The organism is Micromonospora sp. NPDC005206, assembly GCF_040608175.1.
Taxonomy (GTDB): Bacteria; Actinomycetota; Actinomycetes; order Mycobacteriales; family Micromonosporaceae; genus Micromonospora.
The window spans coordinates 1-16,310 of the sequence record NZ_JBEXHU010000019.1; the positions used below are offsets into that span (position 1 = coordinate 1).

Below are 16,310 nucleotides of genomic sequence, written 5' to 3' on the forward strand. Positions count from 1 at the left end.
CCTCCTGCACGCACCGGTCAGCGTTCAGGTCCTCGCCGACGCCGGCTACCAAGGACTCGGCGCCGACACCGCCGGCGCCGTGATCACCCCCAGGCACAAGCCACGTAAACGCCAGACTTCGCTGCCGCCGAGCGTCATCGCCGCGCACGCGGCAGCCCGCAAACGGCACTCCTCACAGCGCATCCGCGTCGAGCACGTCATCGGACACCTCAAGAACTGGCGGATCCTGGGCCGCTACCACGGTCGACGCGAACACCTCGACGCCACCATCCGCGCCATCGCCGGCCTGCTCTCCGACCATCAGCACACCGACCGCACCGAGAACACGACCAGGCCACTCAAAGCCGTACGAGCCACACCTCACAGTCGATGAAAGGACTTCCTTCGCCGCAGGTAGGTGCCCCGGCCAATCACGCACGAGGTCGTAAGTGTTGACCCACACCCGTCGCTAGCTCTCCTACCGACGTGTCCGGAGTAGGCAAGGTCCACCCCTGCTGACACTCGCTCTTGGCACTGTCCCTATGAGCCCGGGTACGGAGCCTCAGCCTGCGTCACAGCTTGTGAAACTTTTTGTCCACAGGGTGTGTGTTCTGTTTGTCGTACAACTGGCTACAACCGGTAGATCCGCCGTTGCCACTCCACACAGGCCGTCCACAGGCCAGGCAACTGATCGTCTGCCGTTGTCCACAGGTTGTCCTGAGGCTCGTCCACCGACCTCGTTGTGCTGTGTCATGCCGCAGTGATGTGATCAGCCCGGAGTACTTACACGGCTGATACTCGGCGTCGGTCGGTCATCTGTCCGTCACGTCGTCGGGACTGTCATGTCCCTGTGCAAGCCTCCGAAAGCACGGAGCGGCACCCGCCTCGGAACGGGTGCCGCGTTCGAACTCCGTGCTAGTCAGCTGGCTAACGACACCACGAGGAGATCGAGTGCCCAGGCTAACAACCAGGGAAGAACCGGCCAACCGCCGCGAGGACTCGCACGCCCGCAACGTCGGCTACCTCACCGCCCTCAGCGCCTTGGTGACAGCCCTCGCCGGGCTCGTGGCGGCGGTCGCCACCCTGACAACGGCGCTGATGCACTGATGAAACTTGGATAGCCGTGGCTACGGGTGGTTGCAATCGGCCCGCCAGCCCTCGCGCTGCTGCTACTTGCGCGAACCTGAGAGTCTGTTGAGTTATGGAAGCAACGGCTGTCCTCGCCGGCCTTGGACTCGTGACGACTGTGGCCGCTCCCTTGTTGGCGTCTTCATTTGCGCACCGTCACAGCCGAGCGGCTCACCTGCGGAACCTACGGATCCAGCTGTATATCGACGTAGGCGAGTACCTGGAAGAGTCCTCACGTCGAGTAGACGCCGTAACAGAGTTCGAGCCAACGCATGGTTCACTGGGGCCTAAAGATTTGGTGCACCCCCTACAGCTAACCGCCCGCGTCGATTTGCTGGGCACCCAAGAGATCCGGGAAGCGTGGCGATCATTCATTAAGACGGAGGATCATCTTTCCTGGGAGTACCACGAGAACGCGGAAGGTAACGCGATGGGCCATCCATACCTACCTGAAAGCAACTCTGTGGTCATCGAGGCACGGAAGTGCATCGGAGAACTAAGGTCGGCGCTGCGGAATGTGATGAAGAATCCAGACGCGAAGAAGTAGTCTCGATAGGGTCGGAGCACTCCCGTCAAGCCGTCCTTGACGGAGATCGAGAGTGGCGCCGGTCGTCTACAGTGGCTCGATGTGTGGACTCCCGACCTCGGTGACCTGCCCGGATGGGCCCAGGCTATCTCAACGACTGCGGCTCTCTTCTACGCTTGGCGCGCTTCGAGGACCGCCCGCCAGTTGTATGAGATCGAGCGCCAGCGGCAGCATGAGCAGGAGTTGCGAGCGGCGAGAGCTCAGCCCGAACGGGTCTGCGTCTGGATGGAGGAGGATCCGGAGAGCGAGGAGAGCTTCGTTCAGATCCCATTGGAGGGTGGGCAAGCTGCTCAAGCTAGGAGATGGGAGCCTATCGCGGTATTTTTGAACGGTTCGGACCTCCCGGTTTTTGATGTATACGTCTTCTTCTCCCGCACAGACGTGGCCGCCATTGATCGGGTGAGCATTCCGGTGATCCCTCCCAATGGGACTTTCAGAGTCAAAGCTCCAAGAGATGTGTGCGAGCCTCCAGCGTTTGGTGCGGGAGAGAATGCTTACGAGATCTCAGCTACCTTCCGAGACGCGACGGGTGTCGCTTGGCACCGAGACACGAGAGGCATCCTCACCGAGGATCCGACCGCTCACTTTGTAGCGGAAAGAGCCAAACAGCGAGCTGCGGCAAGAGCGTAAGCAGGCGAGACGGCTGGACGATGAGGCCGTGGTGGGGATGCGGCGCGTGTACCCCGGGCAGGCCCCCGCCTGCCGGCAACGCCGGCCCGAGGGGTCGCAGAGGCTCCAGGGTCAAGGGCGGCCCGTAGGGCCGTCGCGCAGCGATGCGTAGCACCCTTGAGGCTGGAGGGGCGGCCCCGCATCCTCCGCGCCGCATCCCCACCACGGCCGGCGGTGACTCGCCCTACGGCGCGGCGGTGCGACGGCCGCCGCGCCCCGGCCGGCTGCCGGCCCACCAACCTCAACCACACCTCGCACTACCGTCTCCGGCGGCCCCGGGTTTCCCGCTTTCCGCGCCAGCTGACGGGCGTTCTGCGTGGTCGGCGTGGAGCGATAGCGGAACGTCGGACGCGCGCCCAGGCGGCGGCGCGTGCGGCCCGTTGCGGGCCGCCTTGAAGACGTACAGAAACTTTGCACAACATCGCCGGCAGTCCGGCTGTCCTCCGTCGGCTGATGTGCGACAGTCGTCCGCCAACTGATCTGCGACGTCCGCGCGGATCGCGGCATGAGCGTGCACCGGATCTGCGCGTCGCTCTCTCATGCAGCTCATGAGCTGAGCCGACAGGTCCAAGCTCGACCCGTACGGCAAGGACGTCCAGGTTGAGCGCGCCGCGGAGGCCAAGCGTCGCCGCGGCAGTATCTAATGATCCCGGCGGTCAGCTTTCTGGCGGCGTTCTCGCGCACGGTGGTTCAGGCTACGAGCAGGCGGAGACCGAGCTCTGCCGTGTCGAGGGCGACGAGGTCGCGGTTGCGCTCGGCCCACCGGCCTGAGGAAAGGTCTTCGCGGAGTGTGCTGACTGCCCGTTGCTCAGCCTGCGGTCCGACTCTGGTCCATACCGAAACCGCGCGGCGCACATGTTCGTCCAAGTACGCCTCAGGCCGGCGCCAGTGTGCCTCGAAGAAGCCGTCAGCGCAGTCCCACGGGACGAGCACCGGCTCCGCGCGTCCTCCGATCGCGCGGGTCAGGTCGGCCAGGGACGGCCAGCCGACGAGGAGGTCTGCGAACTCAGGTAAGTAGTCGCGGGTGAGCCAGAACCGCTGACGCCAGCCGGTGTCATCGGCGTCGTACGTGAACACCACCACGCGGCGGGCCACACGCCGCATCTCACGCAGCCCGGCGACCGGGTCCGGCCAGTGATGAACGGTGCTGACCGCCATCGCGGCGTCAAAGGACTGGTCCTCGAACGGCAGACTCTCCGCAGCGGCGGCCACGCACGGCGCCGCGCCCGCGGGACGCTGCGCCCGCATGACCGCCGACGGTTCCACCGCCGTGACGTCGCGGTCGGGGGGTTCGTAGGAGCCGGTGCCGGCCCCGACGTTCAGTACCGTTCGTGCGTCCCCCAGCGCATCCCAGATGCGCGCGGCGATCCGTGGCTCGGTGCGCCGCGTCGCTGGGTACGCGGATCCGATGGCGTCGTACAACTGCGCGCCGAACACTTTCAGTTGCTCCTCTGGCGTCGTCCTGATCCCCATTGCTCGTGCCTCCAGTTCCCTGTCTATGGCCGTCACCATGGCGGCAGCGCGGTCGCGCTGGTCCATCAGCAGGCCGCGCAGCCGGCACAGGTGCGCGACTGCGTCGGTGGCCGGATCGTCAACCAGATCCGCGATCTCCCGCAATCCGAAGCCGAGCCGCCGGTAGGCGAGCACCTCCCGGAGTCGCTCCACGTCGCCCGGGGAGTAGGCCCGGTGCCCAGCCGCGGTCCGCGTGGACGGCTCAAGGAGGCCGATCTCGTCATAGTGATGCAGTGTGCGGACGCTGACGCCGGCCAACTCCGCCACACGCCCCACGGTCAGGTGCTCCTCCACGTCACCGACTATGTGGCATGACGCCGCGTGAGGAGCAAGCGCTTCGCTGCTGACATGATCGAGTTTCCGCTCATCGGCAGAACCGTGCGTTCACGCTCCGCCGACCTGCCGCTAGGCCCTAGACCCCTGTCGCACATCACCTGGCGGAGGTGCGTAGCGGATCAGTTGGCGGATCACACGCCGGCAGTCCGGCCGGCTTCCTGTCCGCGCTGTCCAAGTCACCAGCCGCGAGGTGCGTCACGAAGCGCGGTCGAAAGCTCGGTCATCTGGCGGATGACCGCGTCTGCGCCAACTTGGGTAAGCGCCTCGCTCTTCCCTGGCTTGTTCGCGTAGCCGATGCTGCCGACGCCTGCTGCTTGCGCGGCTTGGATGTCGGTCGTGGAGTCGCCTACGAGGACACACGTCGCTCGCTGGGCCTCATCCCCTTCCAAGGCAAGGTCCAGTAGATGCCTATCCGGCTTGAGTAGTTCCGGGTTCAACCCCTCGTACCGGCCGATGACAGCCTCAAAGGAGTCCAGCAAGCTGTGTGACTTCAGGTAAGCTACGACAGCTTCGCGCGAGTTGTTGCTTACGACAATCAGCGTTCTCCCTGTCGCTAGCGCGGACTCGATCACGTCATCGACGCCAGGCGTGGGGATCGCTGTCTTTGCGGCTGCGCACTCAGCGGCACGGAATGCCGCGTCCACCTTGCCGAGCACCGTGGTCGAATACAAGCGGCCAGTGATTCGGAGAACCTGTAGAGGATCCCGCTCGCCGATCAGTGCTGGGGCGACAGGTTGACCCAACTCTTCGAGCAGGTCTACAAGTTCCTGTGCGATTTGAGGTGCAGGATATTCGGCAAAGATGTCGCAGACTGGGCCGTCAAAGTCAAGGAGCAAAATCCTGGCCCTGCTGGCCACCAAGGTAAGGCTTTGCGCCTCGACGGCGCTCATAGCGCGTAGGTCCGCGCTACGTTGTCCCATACGCTGTTGAACCATGTCTGCGCCTGGCTTACGTACTCAGCGCCGAGCGCCCCGCCTTCATCATCAATGGAGACGTGGAAGAGGGTGGCGTCCTTTCCCATGACGTCATTGATCGAAACCTGCTGCTCCTTGATGGTGACAGCGTGTTGCACGACGGGGTAAAAGCCGAAAAAGGCTTCTACCCCATTCAAGACGTATAGCTTGAACTGAGGCGCGGTGACCTGAGTCCGAATCTCGACTCTCGCGGATCGTATGAGACCGAGTGCAGCTAGTTCGCCTACAGACTCAGCGACCGCTTCGGCATGCCGACGGACAATCCGTTCCGCTCGGGCACGTACGGCGGGGTCGTCCATTCCGTCGGCAGCTCGTGACGGCACTCCCGTAGGCACACTCAGGTCAACCAACAGCATCCGGATGGTCACCGACTCTGGCGCGAGTCTGCCTGCGCGGATCTTGTCGAGCGGCTCTTGCATGGCCCCGTGCAGCGTTTCGCCGGAGAAGCCCGCAAAGTCGATGGTCACGTTGGGGCTGGCGAAGGCGGCTTCTATGTGAGGGCGTAGCCCGACCGGCCGCTCTGTCTGCGCCCGCACGTATGAGCCGCTCCCCTGCCGCGAGAGGATCAGACGCTCTCGGCGTAGTACATCAAGCGCGTTCTTCACTGTCTCCCGCGCTACTCCGTACCTTGCCGCAAGGGCCGGCTGCGAAGGCAGTTGGTCGCCAGGGCCCAGCCTCCCGGTGAGGATCGCGGCCCGCAGCACCCCAGCAATCTGCTGGGACTGAGGCCGAGAGTCGTCCGGGTCCAGGTCCGCCAGCTGGTCAGGCTCCATCGTCATGCCACAAGGATAGAGCCTGACTAGCCAGGTCGGAAAAATCCCGCGCCAAGGTGTTGCTTGGCTAGCCAGGCCGGTCTATGTTTGACATGGCTAGCCAAGCTAGCCGGAACCGCGCGAAAGCGCCTCAGACACAGGAGGTCTGTTGTGAAGCTGTACGTGGACACCACGAGCAAGCAGGTGACGGCGTCGAAGGACCCGGAGCCGAAGAACGACCAGAACGGCAATCAGAAGTCCGAGAAGAACACGGGCCGGCTCATGTGGTCCACCCAGGTCTTCGTGCTCGACGAGAACGGCGGGGAGGTCATCACCATCACCACGGCGGGAGAGAAGCCGAGCGTGAAGGTGGGCGACTTCCTGGCCGTCGAGCAGTTGGAGGCCATTCCGTGGGCGACCAACGGGCGCAACGGCGTCGCGTTCCGGGCGGTCTCGCTGAAGCCGAAGACTGGTTCCCCGGCTGGCAAGTAGGTCCCTCGCACGACGTGCTGTGTGAGCCACCTGGTGTCCGTGGCAATCGAAGCGGCCTGATGGTCCGCTGAACTCAAAACTGCATACGGCCCGGGAACGATTCCGATTCCTACGTTCCTGGTCCGGTCACCACCTGCGGTGGTGGCACCTCGCAAGAGCTGGCGCGGGGTCGGTACCGATTCCTACATCTGCCGACCCCGTGCCCTCCAACTCATCCACCCCTTGTGCAAGGGAGGACTCGTCGTGTCCAAGTCTAGCCCCCGCCGCTTCGGCGGCAGGTCAACCGGAACGGTGACGGTCATCGAGGCCAAGGTTCACCGTTCCTCCGCGCGTAACGCCAAACTGGCGTTCATCCTGACGGCGGTCATCGTCGGCCTTCTGGCGGCCGTGGTGGCCGCTTCTTACTGGCACCCCATCGTGTCCCTGTTCGTCGGTGCCCTGATCGGCGTGCCGACCGGTGCCGCCGTCTGGCTGCTCGTCCGTGTGTGGCCGGTGATCCGGCTGCTGTGGTGGTGGAGCCTGGAAGTGTTCCTCGTAGTACTGCTGCTCACCTGCTGGGTGCAGCTCGCGAACCACACTCCGACCGTGGTGACCCTGCTCGTGGTCGCCCTGGTCGTCGGCGTTCCCGCCGTCATCCGCCCGGTCCGCCGCCAGGTCAAAGCCTGGGGATGGTGCCTCGTGGTGCGCCATCGGCTGCGCGTGTGCTTCGCGCAGTTCATCATCGCCAACCAGTCCGGTTCGCTGCCGCTGATCCTGTGGGCACGCCCCACGCCGGTTGGTGAGCGGGTCTGGGTCTACCTGCGTCCCGGCCTGTCCGCCAAGGACCTGGAAGGCCGCCTCGACAAGATCGCGGTCACCTGTCACGCCTCCACCGTGCTCATCGAGCGCGCTTCGGAGAACAACGCCGCCTACCTGCGGTTCGACATCAAACGCCGTGAGGTGCTGACCGCTCACGTCGGTTCCCCGCTGGTCGACGTGATCGACCCGACCGCCCCCGTCTCGGCATCGCCGCTGACGGTCCCCACCGCCCTGGACCTGCCGGACATCGACATGCCGACGGTCACCCTCCCGACCCAGGGCAAGCCGGCGAAGAAGCCGGCCACGACCGCCAACGGCAGCAAGCCCGCGGCTTCCTCGTCGTCCGTGCCGGACGACGACACCTCCGACTGGATCTGACCTACGCCCACCCGGGACGCGAGGGGCCATTGCGGCTCGTTCGTGTGGCTTCTCGCGCCCACCAACGCCCAAGGAGGGCACCTGATGACCACCACGATTCCCACCACTGCGGATGCGGTGCCGGTGGGTCCTGGCCTGTCGATGTTCGACCCGATCTTCATCGGGATCGACGAGTTCGGCCAACCCGTCTACCTGGACGTCATCTACCGCAACCTGCTCACCGCAGGCGAACCCGGAGGCGGTAAGTCCGGCCTGATCAACAACATCTGCGGCCACGCCGCCCTGTGCGACAACACCCGCCTCGTGCTCTTCGACGCCAAACTCGTCGAACTCGGCCCCTGGCGTGACCTCGCCGACGCGTTCATCGGCCCCGACATCTACCAGGGCATCGACGTGCTGCGTCGTCTCCTGGTCGTGGCCACCAACCGCTACGCCTGGCTGCTGGCGAACCGGCGCCGCAAGCTCGCCGACGGCGACGGCATGTCCGTCATCGTCACCATCATCGACGAACTCGCCATGTACTCCACGGTGCTCGGCACCAAGCAGCAACAGGAAGAGTTCTCCACCCTGCTACGCGGGCTCGTCTCCCTAGGCCGGGCCTGCGGCATGCCTGTCGTCGCCGCGACTCAGCGGCCGTCGTGGGACATCATCCCCGCCAGCCTGCGGGACCTGTTCGGCTACCGGGCCGCATTCCGGTGCACCTCGCTGAACAGCTCGAACATCATCCTTGGCCAAGGCTGGGCCGAGCAGGGCTACACCGCCTCCGACATCTCACCCACCAATCAGGGCGCGGCTTACCTCCTGGCCGAAGGCGGCGTTCCCCGCCGCATCAAGGCCGCTTACCTCACCGACACCGACATCTACAACATCGCCGACTACGCCGCCTGGACCCGCCGCCCCACCGGCGGCAGCAGCGTCCCGGCTGGCTCCCGCATGGATTGGGAGATCGCCGCATGACCGCCATCGGCTACCGCGACCACACCCTGATCGGCCTGCCCGAACAGGTCGCCAACGTCATCCGCAACCACCACAGCGCCGGAACCCTGGTCTCGATGACCGCACCCCGGCCCGTGTCGCCCACCGACCCGCGTATCCGGGTCGCCCTGCGCCTGGTCGACACCACCGCCGGCCCTCGTCCGGTGCGGGTCACCTCCCCGCGCACCCACATCACCGACCGCGCCCGGCCCCGTCGCGTCCGTCGTACCCGGCGGGTCATCGCCATCACCACCGCCGCCGGCACCGTGTTGGCCGGTGTCATCGCCGCCGTCGCCTACCTGGTGGCGTTCCTGGCCGACCACGCGGCCATCATCGCCGGCCTCCTGGCCGTCGCCGCGCTCATCCTCGCCGCCCTGCGCGGCTGTACCGGCAGCGGCAAACGCCACTGCCCCGGCTGCTGACCACCAACAAGAACGGCCGACAGGACCAGATTTCGCCTGGCAGCAGAGCTGGTCCTGCCGACCTCCCACCAACAGCCCCGAAAGGACGTGGCTGCCATGAAGGCTACCCACAACCCACCCACCGCAGCACAGGTCACCCCCGCTGACCTGCTGCGGATGTCTGCCCTCTACCTGCTCCGGCACGGCTGGACCCAGGGCGACTACTACACGATCGTCTTCGACGCCCTCACCCCCCGCGCCTGCATCTCCGGCGCTATCGGCATGGCCGCCTACGGCGTCGCCACTGAACTGCCGTTCTTCACCACCCGGCCCGAGTGCGGCGACTACCGCGCCGCCGCGTACGCGCTGCTCGACTACCTCGGCTTCACCGCATCGTCCGAGCTGTTCGGATGGAACGACCGCCCCGGACGCACCATCGCCGAGGTCATCCACGCCCTCAACGCCGCCGCTGACCGGTGGGACTCCCTCCACACCCAGGGGGGCGGAAACCGATGAGCGCCGTCAAGAAGCCCTTGACGCCGAACCTGCCTCGACAGAAGCGCCGCAATGTGGTCGAGAACGACGAGTTCGCCGCGTTCGGCCGCCGGATCATCCGCGCTCACGGCCGCCGCGTCGCCACCGGTGACGTTGAAGCACTGCGCGACCTGGTCGCCCTCTCATCGGTGATCGACGACGCCATCGGTGAGGCCGTGATCGGCCTTCGTGCGTTCGGCTACTCCTGGGCGGAGATCGGCTCCCGTCTCGGCATCTCCAAGCAGGCCGCCCAGCAGCGCTGGGGAGACAAGCCATGACCGACCTTCGCAGCGTCGACCTTGACAACCTGGCCGACCGCACCGGCATCCGGGTCGAGTTCTACGACCCGCTCGGCACCCGCTACGGGTTCCCCACCTTCCCCTACCACTGCGCCCCGGACGGCCTGGCCACCGTGCGGCAGCTCCGTGCCGCCGGCCTTCGCCCCAACGGCCAAGACCCCATCGCGCAGATCTATTGGCGGCACCGCAAGAACCGTCGGGTCGCCTACCTCTACCGCCTCGACATGGCCGCACCGAAGCGCACCGCCACACCCGCCCAGCGGGAGGCCATCGCCAAAGCGCTTCGCGCCCGCCGGACCTGCCGCGTCTGCGCCCAGGTCAAGCCCTACTACATCCCCCGCCGCTACGGCGAATGCCTCGACTGCCACGAAGGGAACCCGTCGTGAGCTTCAACCTGTCTGACCCCTGCCTGTGGTGCATCGAGCAGAACACCCCTGCCGGCATCCACGACATCCTTGGCCCCGTCTTCACGCCCTGCCCGGCCTGCCTGCCGGTCTGCGGCATCTGTGAGGGCGAGGGACTGTTCCCCGCCGACTTCACCTGCATGCCCTGCTTCCTCAACAGCATGGCCGTCCTCGGCCTGTCCCCGCTGTTCTGCCTCGGCTGCTCCGGCGTCATCGACCTCGTCGACCGCGACCACGCCACGGAGGTGACTCCCCATGGCCACCACTGACCCAGTCACCGTCACTGAGCAGTTCGCCGCCGAGTACGCCCGCAACGCGGTGCCGACGATGCTCAAGGCGATCGGCTCCATCAAGCGCTACAACCGGTTCGTCTTGCTGGGTGCGCTGCTGACCAGCTATCTGCACCAGGCCCACTACCTGTGGGCGCAGAACGCCGGCTACTTCGCCTACCTCGTGCCGCTGATCTTCGACGCCGCCATGGTGTCGATGCTGACCGTCGTCCGCACCTCCGGCATCGCCAAAGACGCCAAACGCGGTGCCCTGGTCGTCTTCGCCGCCGCCGCACTGCTGTCGGCCACCATCAACTTCGCCTCCCCCGGCAGCCTCGGCCTACGCCTGGTCTTCGCCCTGGTCGTCGTCCTCGTCATCGGCGTCGAACTCGTCGCCGGACGCATCCGCCCCGACTTCGCCGCCATCCAAGCCGAAGCCGCCGCCCTCCTCGCCGCCGTCAACGACCTCACCCCGGCACCGGCCGCCGAGCCGACCGACACCCCGGCAACCACGCCGCCCGTCGACACCACGCCGGCACCTGCTCCGGTCGTCGACATCCCGCCGGCACCAGTCCCGGCCGCCATCACGGCACCCGCCTTCACCCCGATCCCGGTGGCCCGGCCTGAGGTTCCGGCGCACCTGATGCCCACCGCCCGGTTCGTCATCGGACGCCACGAACAGAGCACCGGCCGACCCATCACCACCGATGAACTCGCCGGCCTGCTCTCAGTCACCCCGGACATCGCCCGGGAACTGCTGCACACCATCACCGGCCACACCCCGGCCATCGTGAACGGCACCCCCGTTGGTGGTGCCCGATGATTCACGTCGTCGACATCGAGCAGGTCACCCACACCTGCCCCGCCTACGTCGAGGCGCACCCCTACGACACCCGACGCACCGTCATCCACGTCATCCCCGGCGGACCCTGCCGGACCCCGGTCACCATCCGCTGCGGCGCGACGACCGCCACCATCGCGTGTCACCGACACGAACCGGCCGACCGCCAGTGCGGCGCCTGCCGCATCATCGTCACCCAACACACCATCACCACCCGACACCACGAGGTCGTCGGCTGATGGTTTCGACGCTGGACCTCACACCCCGCGCCACGGCCCGGGGTGTGGGCTCGAACGCCGACACCACCAGTCCCTACGTCGGCTACACCGCCGCCGGCTCCGCGTTCACCCGTTCCCAGCAACCCGACTACTTCGGCTGGTTGGAGCACGTCCGCGCCGCCGCCGGCTGCACCCGCCCCGTCCGCCTCGCCGGGCAGCTCCTCACCGTCGAACCCGCCACCGGCCGACTCCTGGACGCCCGGCACACCGACGCCATGCCTGACGCCGCGATCTACAAGGCGTGCGGCAACCGACGCGCCACCGTCTGCCCCACCTGCGCTGGCGTCTACCAACGCGACGCCTACCAACTCCTGCGCGCCGGCCTCGTCGGCGGCAAAGGCGTCCCCGCGACGGTGTCCGGGCACCCGGCGGTGTTCGCCACGTTCACCGCACCGTCCTTCGGCCCCGTGCACGTCCGCGCGGTCAAACGGCACACCTGCGCCAACCGCAAACGCTGCGACTGCCGACCCGACCCCTGCCACGCCCGCCGCAGCACCGACGCCACCGCCGGCCTCTGCGCCCACGGTCGCCCGGCCGTGTGCTGGGCACGCCACGAACCGGCAGACGCTGTCCTCGGTCAGCCGTTGTGCCTGGACTGCTACGACCATGACCACCAGGTCGTGTGGAACGTGTTCACCGGGGAACTGTGGCGGCGCACCAAGCAAGCCGCGGAACGCCACCTGGCCCAACTCGCCCGCCGACGCGGCATCCCCCCGACCCGGGTACTCACGGCCTCGGGCAAGGTCCGCACGGTCGCCCCCGTGCGGCTGTCCCATGGCAAAGCCGCCGAGTTCCAGGCACGCGGAGCAGTGCACTTCCACGCCCTGGTGCGCCTGGATGGCGTCGACCCCACCGACCCGACCGCCGTGATCCCACCGCCGGTCGGGTTCACCGCCGCCGACCTCGACGACGCGATCCGCCACGCTGCCGACCAGGTCGACTACACCACCCCGGCCCACCCCGACTATCCCGCCGGCTGGCCGGTCGTCTGGGGGACGCAGCTCGACATCCGTCCCATCAGCCTGACCGGGAGCGGTGAGGTCACCGACGGCATGGTCGCCGGCTACCTTGCCAAGTACGCCACCAAAAGCACCGAGGTAACCGGGCACCGCTCCACCCGTCTCGACCTGGACAGCATCGGCGACTACGCCGACCCCGACGGCGACCACACCGCCCGCCTCATCGACGCCTGCTGGCGCATCGGCCGACCCACCACCACACCCGTCCCGCTCTCGCAGCGGCCCCGGGACCACCGACCCCGGCCCGGCTTCGTGAAGCGCTGGGAATGCCCCGACTGCGGCACCCACACCCGCTACGCCGCCTGCCCCACCTGCGTCGCCCACCGTCAAGCCGCCCTTGACGCCGAACCCACGAAACCGACCACGGACAACCCTTACGCCCGGCTGCGCAGGTGGGCACACATGCTCGGCTTCGGCGGCCACTTCCTCACCAAAGCCCGCCGCTACTCGGTCACCTTCCAACTCCTGCGCGACACCCGCGTCACCTACCGACGCCACGACGACCAGGACCAGGGCGACCGCGACCCCATCAGGGCCGCCGACCACCCCGACGACACCACCCTCATCGTCGGCACCCTCACCTTCGCCGGCGTCGGCTGGCACACCACCGGAGACGCACTCCTCGCCAACACCGCCGCCGCACTCGCCCGCGCACGACACGCCACCGGCCGCGAAGAACTCGCCCACGAACTCGGCACCACCCCCGCCGGCACCGTGCCGGTCGCCGCCTGACCAGACAGGAGAGCAGTGAGCATGGAAGGAACCAAAACCCCCCGGTTGATCGACCCGCTGTGGACCGTGGAGGACGTGTCCACCTACCTGGGCGTGCCGGTGGCGACTCTCTACCAGTGGCGTTACCGCCGGATTGGGCCGCGTGCCTCCCGGGTCGGCCGTCATCTGCGTTACGACCCCGCCGACGTGCGGACCTGGCTCGACCAGAAGGCGGCCTGACATGGCTGTCGATGACCTGTGGTACCTCAGGGCGGTAGGGCCGGATCGCAAGCGCCTCCCATCGAAGCGGCACGGCCGTGGGAAACGCTGGCGGGTGCGCTACTCGGACGCCTCCGGTGAAACCCGTGAGCGGCTGTTCGACCGGCAGACCGATGCCAAGGACTTCGACGCCAAGGCAAGAAGCGGCGACGTCGACGCCACGAAGGTGGACCGCGCTCAGCGTCTGGTGACCTTTGAGGAGTACGCCGAACGTTGGCGGCTGTCGCGTGAGATCGGCTGGGCAATGGAAACCCGCAAACGGGTCGAGTCGAACTTGCGTTGTCACCTGTTCCCGGCGTTCGGGCCGGTGACTCCTCGCTCGATCACCCTGACCACCGTCTTGGAGTGGCTGACCTCGCAGCTCGCCAACGACGTCCCCAAATCGTCGATGCGCCTCTACTTCGAGCTGCTGGATGCGATCCTCGCTGCCGCTGTCACCGACAAGGTGATCCCCGACAACCCGTGCGACGGGGTGAAGCTCGTGAAGGTCCTTCGTGGCCTGTCCCGCGTGCCGAAGTGGGTACCGACAGAACACGACGTGCTGGCGCTACTCGACGCTGTCCCCGCACGGTATCGGGCTGCGATCTGGCTCGGCGCTGGCCAAGGTTGCCGCTTCGGCGAGATGCTGGGAATGGAGCACGGTAAGAGCATCGACGTGAGCGCCCAGGAGCTGCACGTCACGCAGCAGCTCCGCTACTCCCCGCAGGGCTACGGCGGCTTCTACCTCTGCCTGCCCAAAGCCGGTTCGTCGGGAACCCTCGACCTGGACCAGGCGGTGCGGGAAGCGCTCGAAACTCACGTCCGCGACTTCCCACCAGTCGAGGTCGAAATGGTGGACATCACCTCCGGCGACCCGGTCCGCCGCTCGGTGCCGCTGTTGTTCACGACCACGCGCGGGAATCCGTTCACAGACCGGACCTGGTCGAACGAGTGGGTCAAGTGGCGGGACAAAGCCGGATGGCCCAAGAAACAGGGAGGATTTCACGCGCTGCGGCACTTCTTCGCCACGACGCTGATTACCAATCACGCCGAGCCACAGGACGTGCAACGGCTACTCCGTCACCAGACGCTACGAATCACCTTGGAAACCTACGTCCATTGGTGGCCTCGCCGAGAGCGGCGACGCGGCGTCATCGGCGATGTCCTGCGGGCTGCGGCCAACCGCCGCTAGATGCCCGACCGGAGTGAAAGATCATTCCTGGTCTGTGCCGGATCTGTGCCCGATGATCTCGAACTCAGCTCCGACGCAGCTCACAGGCTGTGCGTGGTGGAGCCCAGGGGACTCGAACCCCTAACCCCTGCCTTGCAAAGGCAGTGCTCTGCCAGTTGAGCTAGGGCCCCGTGGGCGGCTGCGGCGTCGCCGATCGTTCGCCGTTGCGCCGGACGTCAGCGCAGGTCGGGCGCGGTGGTCGCCTCGTGCCACAGGGCGCGCTCGTCGTTCGAGGCCTTGACCTTGTTGAACACGACGGCGGCCACGCCGACGACGCCGGCCAGAATCAGCAGCTTCTTGAACATTGGGGCCACCCCTCGCGCTCGACTACCGTCGGACGACGTGCGGTGGGGCTAGCTGGAATCGAACCAGCGACCTCAGAGTTATCAGCTCTGCGCTCTAACCGACTGAGCTATAGCCCCGTGTTGCGACGAGCAAGGTTAACCCATCCGCTCAGCCGGCCCCAAATCGGGGTCCGGGCCCGCGAGCCGGGCCGTTGACACCTGCAAAACCTACCTGGGTACGGGACGCCGGAGCGACCGCATTCCGCGGTGCCCCGGCGTCCCGATCGCCTCAGTCCCGCTCGGCGAGGGTCAACTCGATCCCGCCAACCAGGTCGGCGCAGACGTTGTAGACGAACGCTCCCAGCGTGGCCAGCGCGGTGAAGAGCACCACGTTGACCAGACCGATCAGCGCCGAGCTGAGGATCACGCCCTTGGCGGTGATCTGGAAGCCGCTGGTGCTCTGCCCCCCGCCGGCGTTCACCAGGTCGCTCAGGCTGTCGTTGACGCTCTGGAACACCCCCATCGCGTCCAGCGCCAGGTAGAGCACCGACGTGGCGACCACCACGACGATGAAGAGCACCACCGAGACGGCGAACGCGAACTTCATCACGGACCAGGGGTCGATCCGCTTCAGGTTCAGCCGGGCCCGGCGCGGTCCGCGGGACGCGGCCGAGCTGACCGAGGTACGCGCTGCGCGTACCGCGTCACCGACCCGGGCCGCCCCGACCGCCGAGGCGTTGCCGATTCCCGGCGGCAGACCGCCGCCGCTGGCCGGGCGGCTGGTGCCGGTGGCACGCCCCCCGTCCGGCTGCGGCTGGGTCATGCCGGGCGTGATCCGGGGCTGGGTGCCGGCGGTCCCGGCAGCCCCGGTGGATGCCGCCTCGCCGGGCCGGACACTGATCGGCTGGGTGGTCGTGGGACGGGCCGGGGTCGCCGCCACCGGAGGCGAGTCGGTGGACGCCGGCGCCTCGACGCCGGACGCCTCGGTCTTGTCGCCCGACCCACCGTCCTCACCGGGCTGGTCCGGCGGGGGTGTCATGCCGGGAGCCCGGGTGAATTTCGGGGCAGGCGCGTCGGCGGGGACCGTTGCCCGGCCCACGGCCGCGCGGCCGGTCGCTGGTGTGCCGCCCTTGGCGGCCTCCTCGTCGACCGGGTTGGCCGAGGTCCCCGTGTTCCCCGACTTCGCCTGTGTCTCCGTCATT

The 16,310-nt window shown here is 67.3% G+C and carries 20 protein-coding genes and 2 tRNA genes; 15 read left to right on the plus strand and 7 right to left on the minus strand.

The features are described from left to right. Both ABZU69_RS26675 and ABZU69_RS26680 read left to right on the plus strand, forming a co-directional pair. A partial coding sequence (locus ABZU69_RS26675; protein WP_354967066.1) for a transposase family protein occupies positions 1-373 on the plus strand: 373 nt, incomplete at its 5' end. 557 nt (positions 374-930) lie between these two features. After that, positions 931-1,086, plus strand: a complete 156-nt coding sequence (locus ABZU69_RS26680) for a hypothetical protein (RefSeq protein WP_354967067.1) — start codon at positions 931-933, stop codon at positions 1,084-1,086. 1,966 nt (positions 1,087-3,052) lie between these two features. Here the strand turns inward: ABZU69_RS26680 and ABZU69_RS26685 are convergent. The 3 genes from ABZU69_RS26685 to ABZU69_RS26695 form a co-directional block, all read right to left on the minus strand. Further along, positions 3,053-4,168, minus strand: coding sequence for a MerR family transcriptional regulator (locus ABZU69_RS26685; RefSeq protein ID WP_354967068.1), 1,116 nt, complete (start codon positions 4,166-4,168; stop codon positions 3,053-3,055). Between the two features lie 218 nt (positions 4,169-4,386). Then, positions 4,387-5,100 (minus strand): HAD hydrolase-like protein, encoded by a 714-nt coding sequence (locus ABZU69_RS26690; RefSeq protein WP_354967069.1) that lies wholly within the window; start codon positions 5,098-5,100, stop codon positions 4,387-4,389. Beyond that, entirely contained in the window at positions 5,097-5,963 is an 867-nt protein-coding gene (locus tag ABZU69_RS26695; RefSeq protein WP_354967070.1) for a GntR family transcriptional regulator, read from the minus strand. The genes ABZU69_RS26690 and ABZU69_RS26695 overlap by 4 nt, the downstream gene beginning before the upstream one ends. A gap of 144 nt (positions 5,964-6,107) precedes the next feature. Between ABZU69_RS26695 and ABZU69_RS26700 the strand changes: the two genes are divergently transcribed. The 13 genes from ABZU69_RS26700 to ABZU69_RS26760 all read left to right on the plus strand — a co-directional run bounded on the left by ABZU69_RS26700 (position 6,108) and on the right by ABZU69_RS26760 (position 14,785). After that, complete coding sequence (locus tag ABZU69_RS26700) at positions 6,108-6,428, plus strand: hypothetical protein (RefSeq protein WP_203123010.1); 321 nt, start codon at positions 6,108-6,110, stop codon at positions 6,426-6,428. 243 nt (positions 6,429-6,671) lie between these two features. Beyond that, positions 6,672-7,604, plus strand: coding sequence for a hypothetical protein (locus ABZU69_RS26705; RefSeq protein ID WP_354967071.1), 933 nt, complete (start codon positions 6,672-6,674; stop codon positions 7,602-7,604). A gap of 84 nt (positions 7,605-7,688) precedes the next feature. Then, positions 7,689-8,561: an FtsK/SpoIIIE domain-containing protein gene (locus tag ABZU69_RS26710; RefSeq protein ID WP_354967072.1), complete on the plus strand. Its 873-nt coding sequence runs from the start codon at positions 7,689-7,691 to the stop codon at positions 8,559-8,561. Beyond that, entirely contained in the window at positions 8,558-9,001 is a 444-nt protein-coding gene (locus tag ABZU69_RS26715) for a hypothetical protein (RefSeq protein WP_354967073.1), read from the plus strand. Before ABZU69_RS26710 ends, ABZU69_RS26715 begins: the two co-directional genes overlap by 4 nt. A gap of 96 nt (positions 9,002-9,097) precedes the next feature. Next, on the plus strand, positions 9,098-9,496 hold the full coding sequence (locus ABZU69_RS26720) for a hypothetical protein (RefSeq protein WP_354967074.1): 399 nt from the start codon (positions 9,098-9,100) through the stop codon (positions 9,494-9,496). Then, entirely contained in the window at positions 9,493-9,792 is a 300-nt protein-coding gene (locus ABZU69_RS26725; RefSeq protein WP_354967075.1) for a hypothetical protein, read from the plus strand. Before ABZU69_RS26720 ends, ABZU69_RS26725 begins: the two co-directional genes overlap by 4 nt. Continuing rightward, positions 9,789-10,199: an RRQRL motif-containing zinc-binding protein gene (locus tag ABZU69_RS26730; protein ID WP_354967076.1), complete on the plus strand. Its 411-nt coding sequence runs from the start codon at positions 9,789-9,791 to the stop codon at positions 10,197-10,199. Before ABZU69_RS26725 ends, ABZU69_RS26730 begins: the two co-directional genes overlap by 4 nt. Next, positions 10,196-10,486 carry a hypothetical protein gene (locus tag ABZU69_RS26735; protein ID WP_354967077.1) on the plus strand — a complete coding sequence of 97 codons (291 nt, stop codon included), beginning with the start codon at positions 10,196-10,198 and terminating at the stop codon, positions 10,484-10,486. The genes ABZU69_RS26730 and ABZU69_RS26735 overlap by 4 nt, the downstream gene beginning before the upstream one ends. Continuing rightward, positions 10,473-11,309 carry a DUF2637 domain-containing protein gene (locus ABZU69_RS26740; RefSeq protein ID WP_354967078.1) on the plus strand — a complete coding sequence of 279 codons (837 nt, stop codon included), beginning with the start codon at positions 10,473-10,475 and terminating at the stop codon, positions 11,307-11,309. The genes ABZU69_RS26735 and ABZU69_RS26740 overlap by 14 nt, the downstream gene beginning before the upstream one ends. Next, the gene (locus tag ABZU69_RS26745) at positions 11,306-11,566 is read left to right on the plus strand and encodes a hypothetical protein (RefSeq protein ID WP_354967079.1); all 261 of its coding nucleotides are present in this window, start codon (positions 11,306-11,308) and stop codon (positions 11,564-11,566) included. Before ABZU69_RS26740 ends, ABZU69_RS26745 begins: the two co-directional genes overlap by 4 nt. Next, positions 11,566-13,356, plus strand: a complete 1,791-nt coding sequence (locus ABZU69_RS26750; protein WP_354967080.1) for a replication initiator — start codon at positions 11,566-11,568, stop codon at positions 13,354-13,356. The genes ABZU69_RS26745 and ABZU69_RS26750 overlap by 1 nt, the downstream gene beginning before the upstream one ends. 21 nt (positions 13,357-13,377) lie before the next feature. Next, entirely contained in the window at positions 13,378-13,575 is a 198-nt protein-coding gene (locus ABZU69_RS26755) for a helix-turn-helix domain-containing protein (RefSeq protein WP_354967081.1), read from the plus strand. A gap of 1 nt (position 13,576) precedes the next feature. After that, complete coding sequence (locus ABZU69_RS26760) at positions 13,577-14,785, plus strand: site-specific integrase (protein ID WP_354967082.1); 1,209 nt, start codon at positions 13,577-13,579, stop codon at positions 14,783-14,785. Between the two features lie 94 nt (positions 14,786-14,879). Here the strand turns inward: ABZU69_RS26760 and ABZU69_RS26765 are convergent. From ABZU69_RS26765 to ABZU69_RS26780, 4 genes are all read right to left on the minus strand, one after another. Continuing rightward, positions 14,880-14,955 (minus strand) — tRNA-Ala (locus ABZU69_RS26765). 45 nt (positions 14,956-15,000) lie between these two features. Further along, entirely contained in the window at positions 15,001-15,129 is a 129-nt protein-coding gene (locus ABZU69_RS26770; RefSeq protein ID WP_208869723.1) for a DLW-39 family protein, read from the minus strand. A gap of 43 nt (positions 15,130-15,172) precedes the next feature. After that, positions 15,173-15,246: transfer RNA gene (locus ABZU69_RS26775), tRNA-Ile, on the minus strand. A 151-nt stretch (positions 15,247-15,397) separates the two neighbouring features. Then, positions 15,398-16,309, minus strand: coding sequence for a DUF3566 domain-containing protein (locus ABZU69_RS26780; RefSeq protein WP_354967083.1), 912 nt, complete (start codon positions 16,307-16,309; stop codon positions 15,398-15,400). Between the last annotated feature and the right edge of the window lies 1 nt (position 16,310).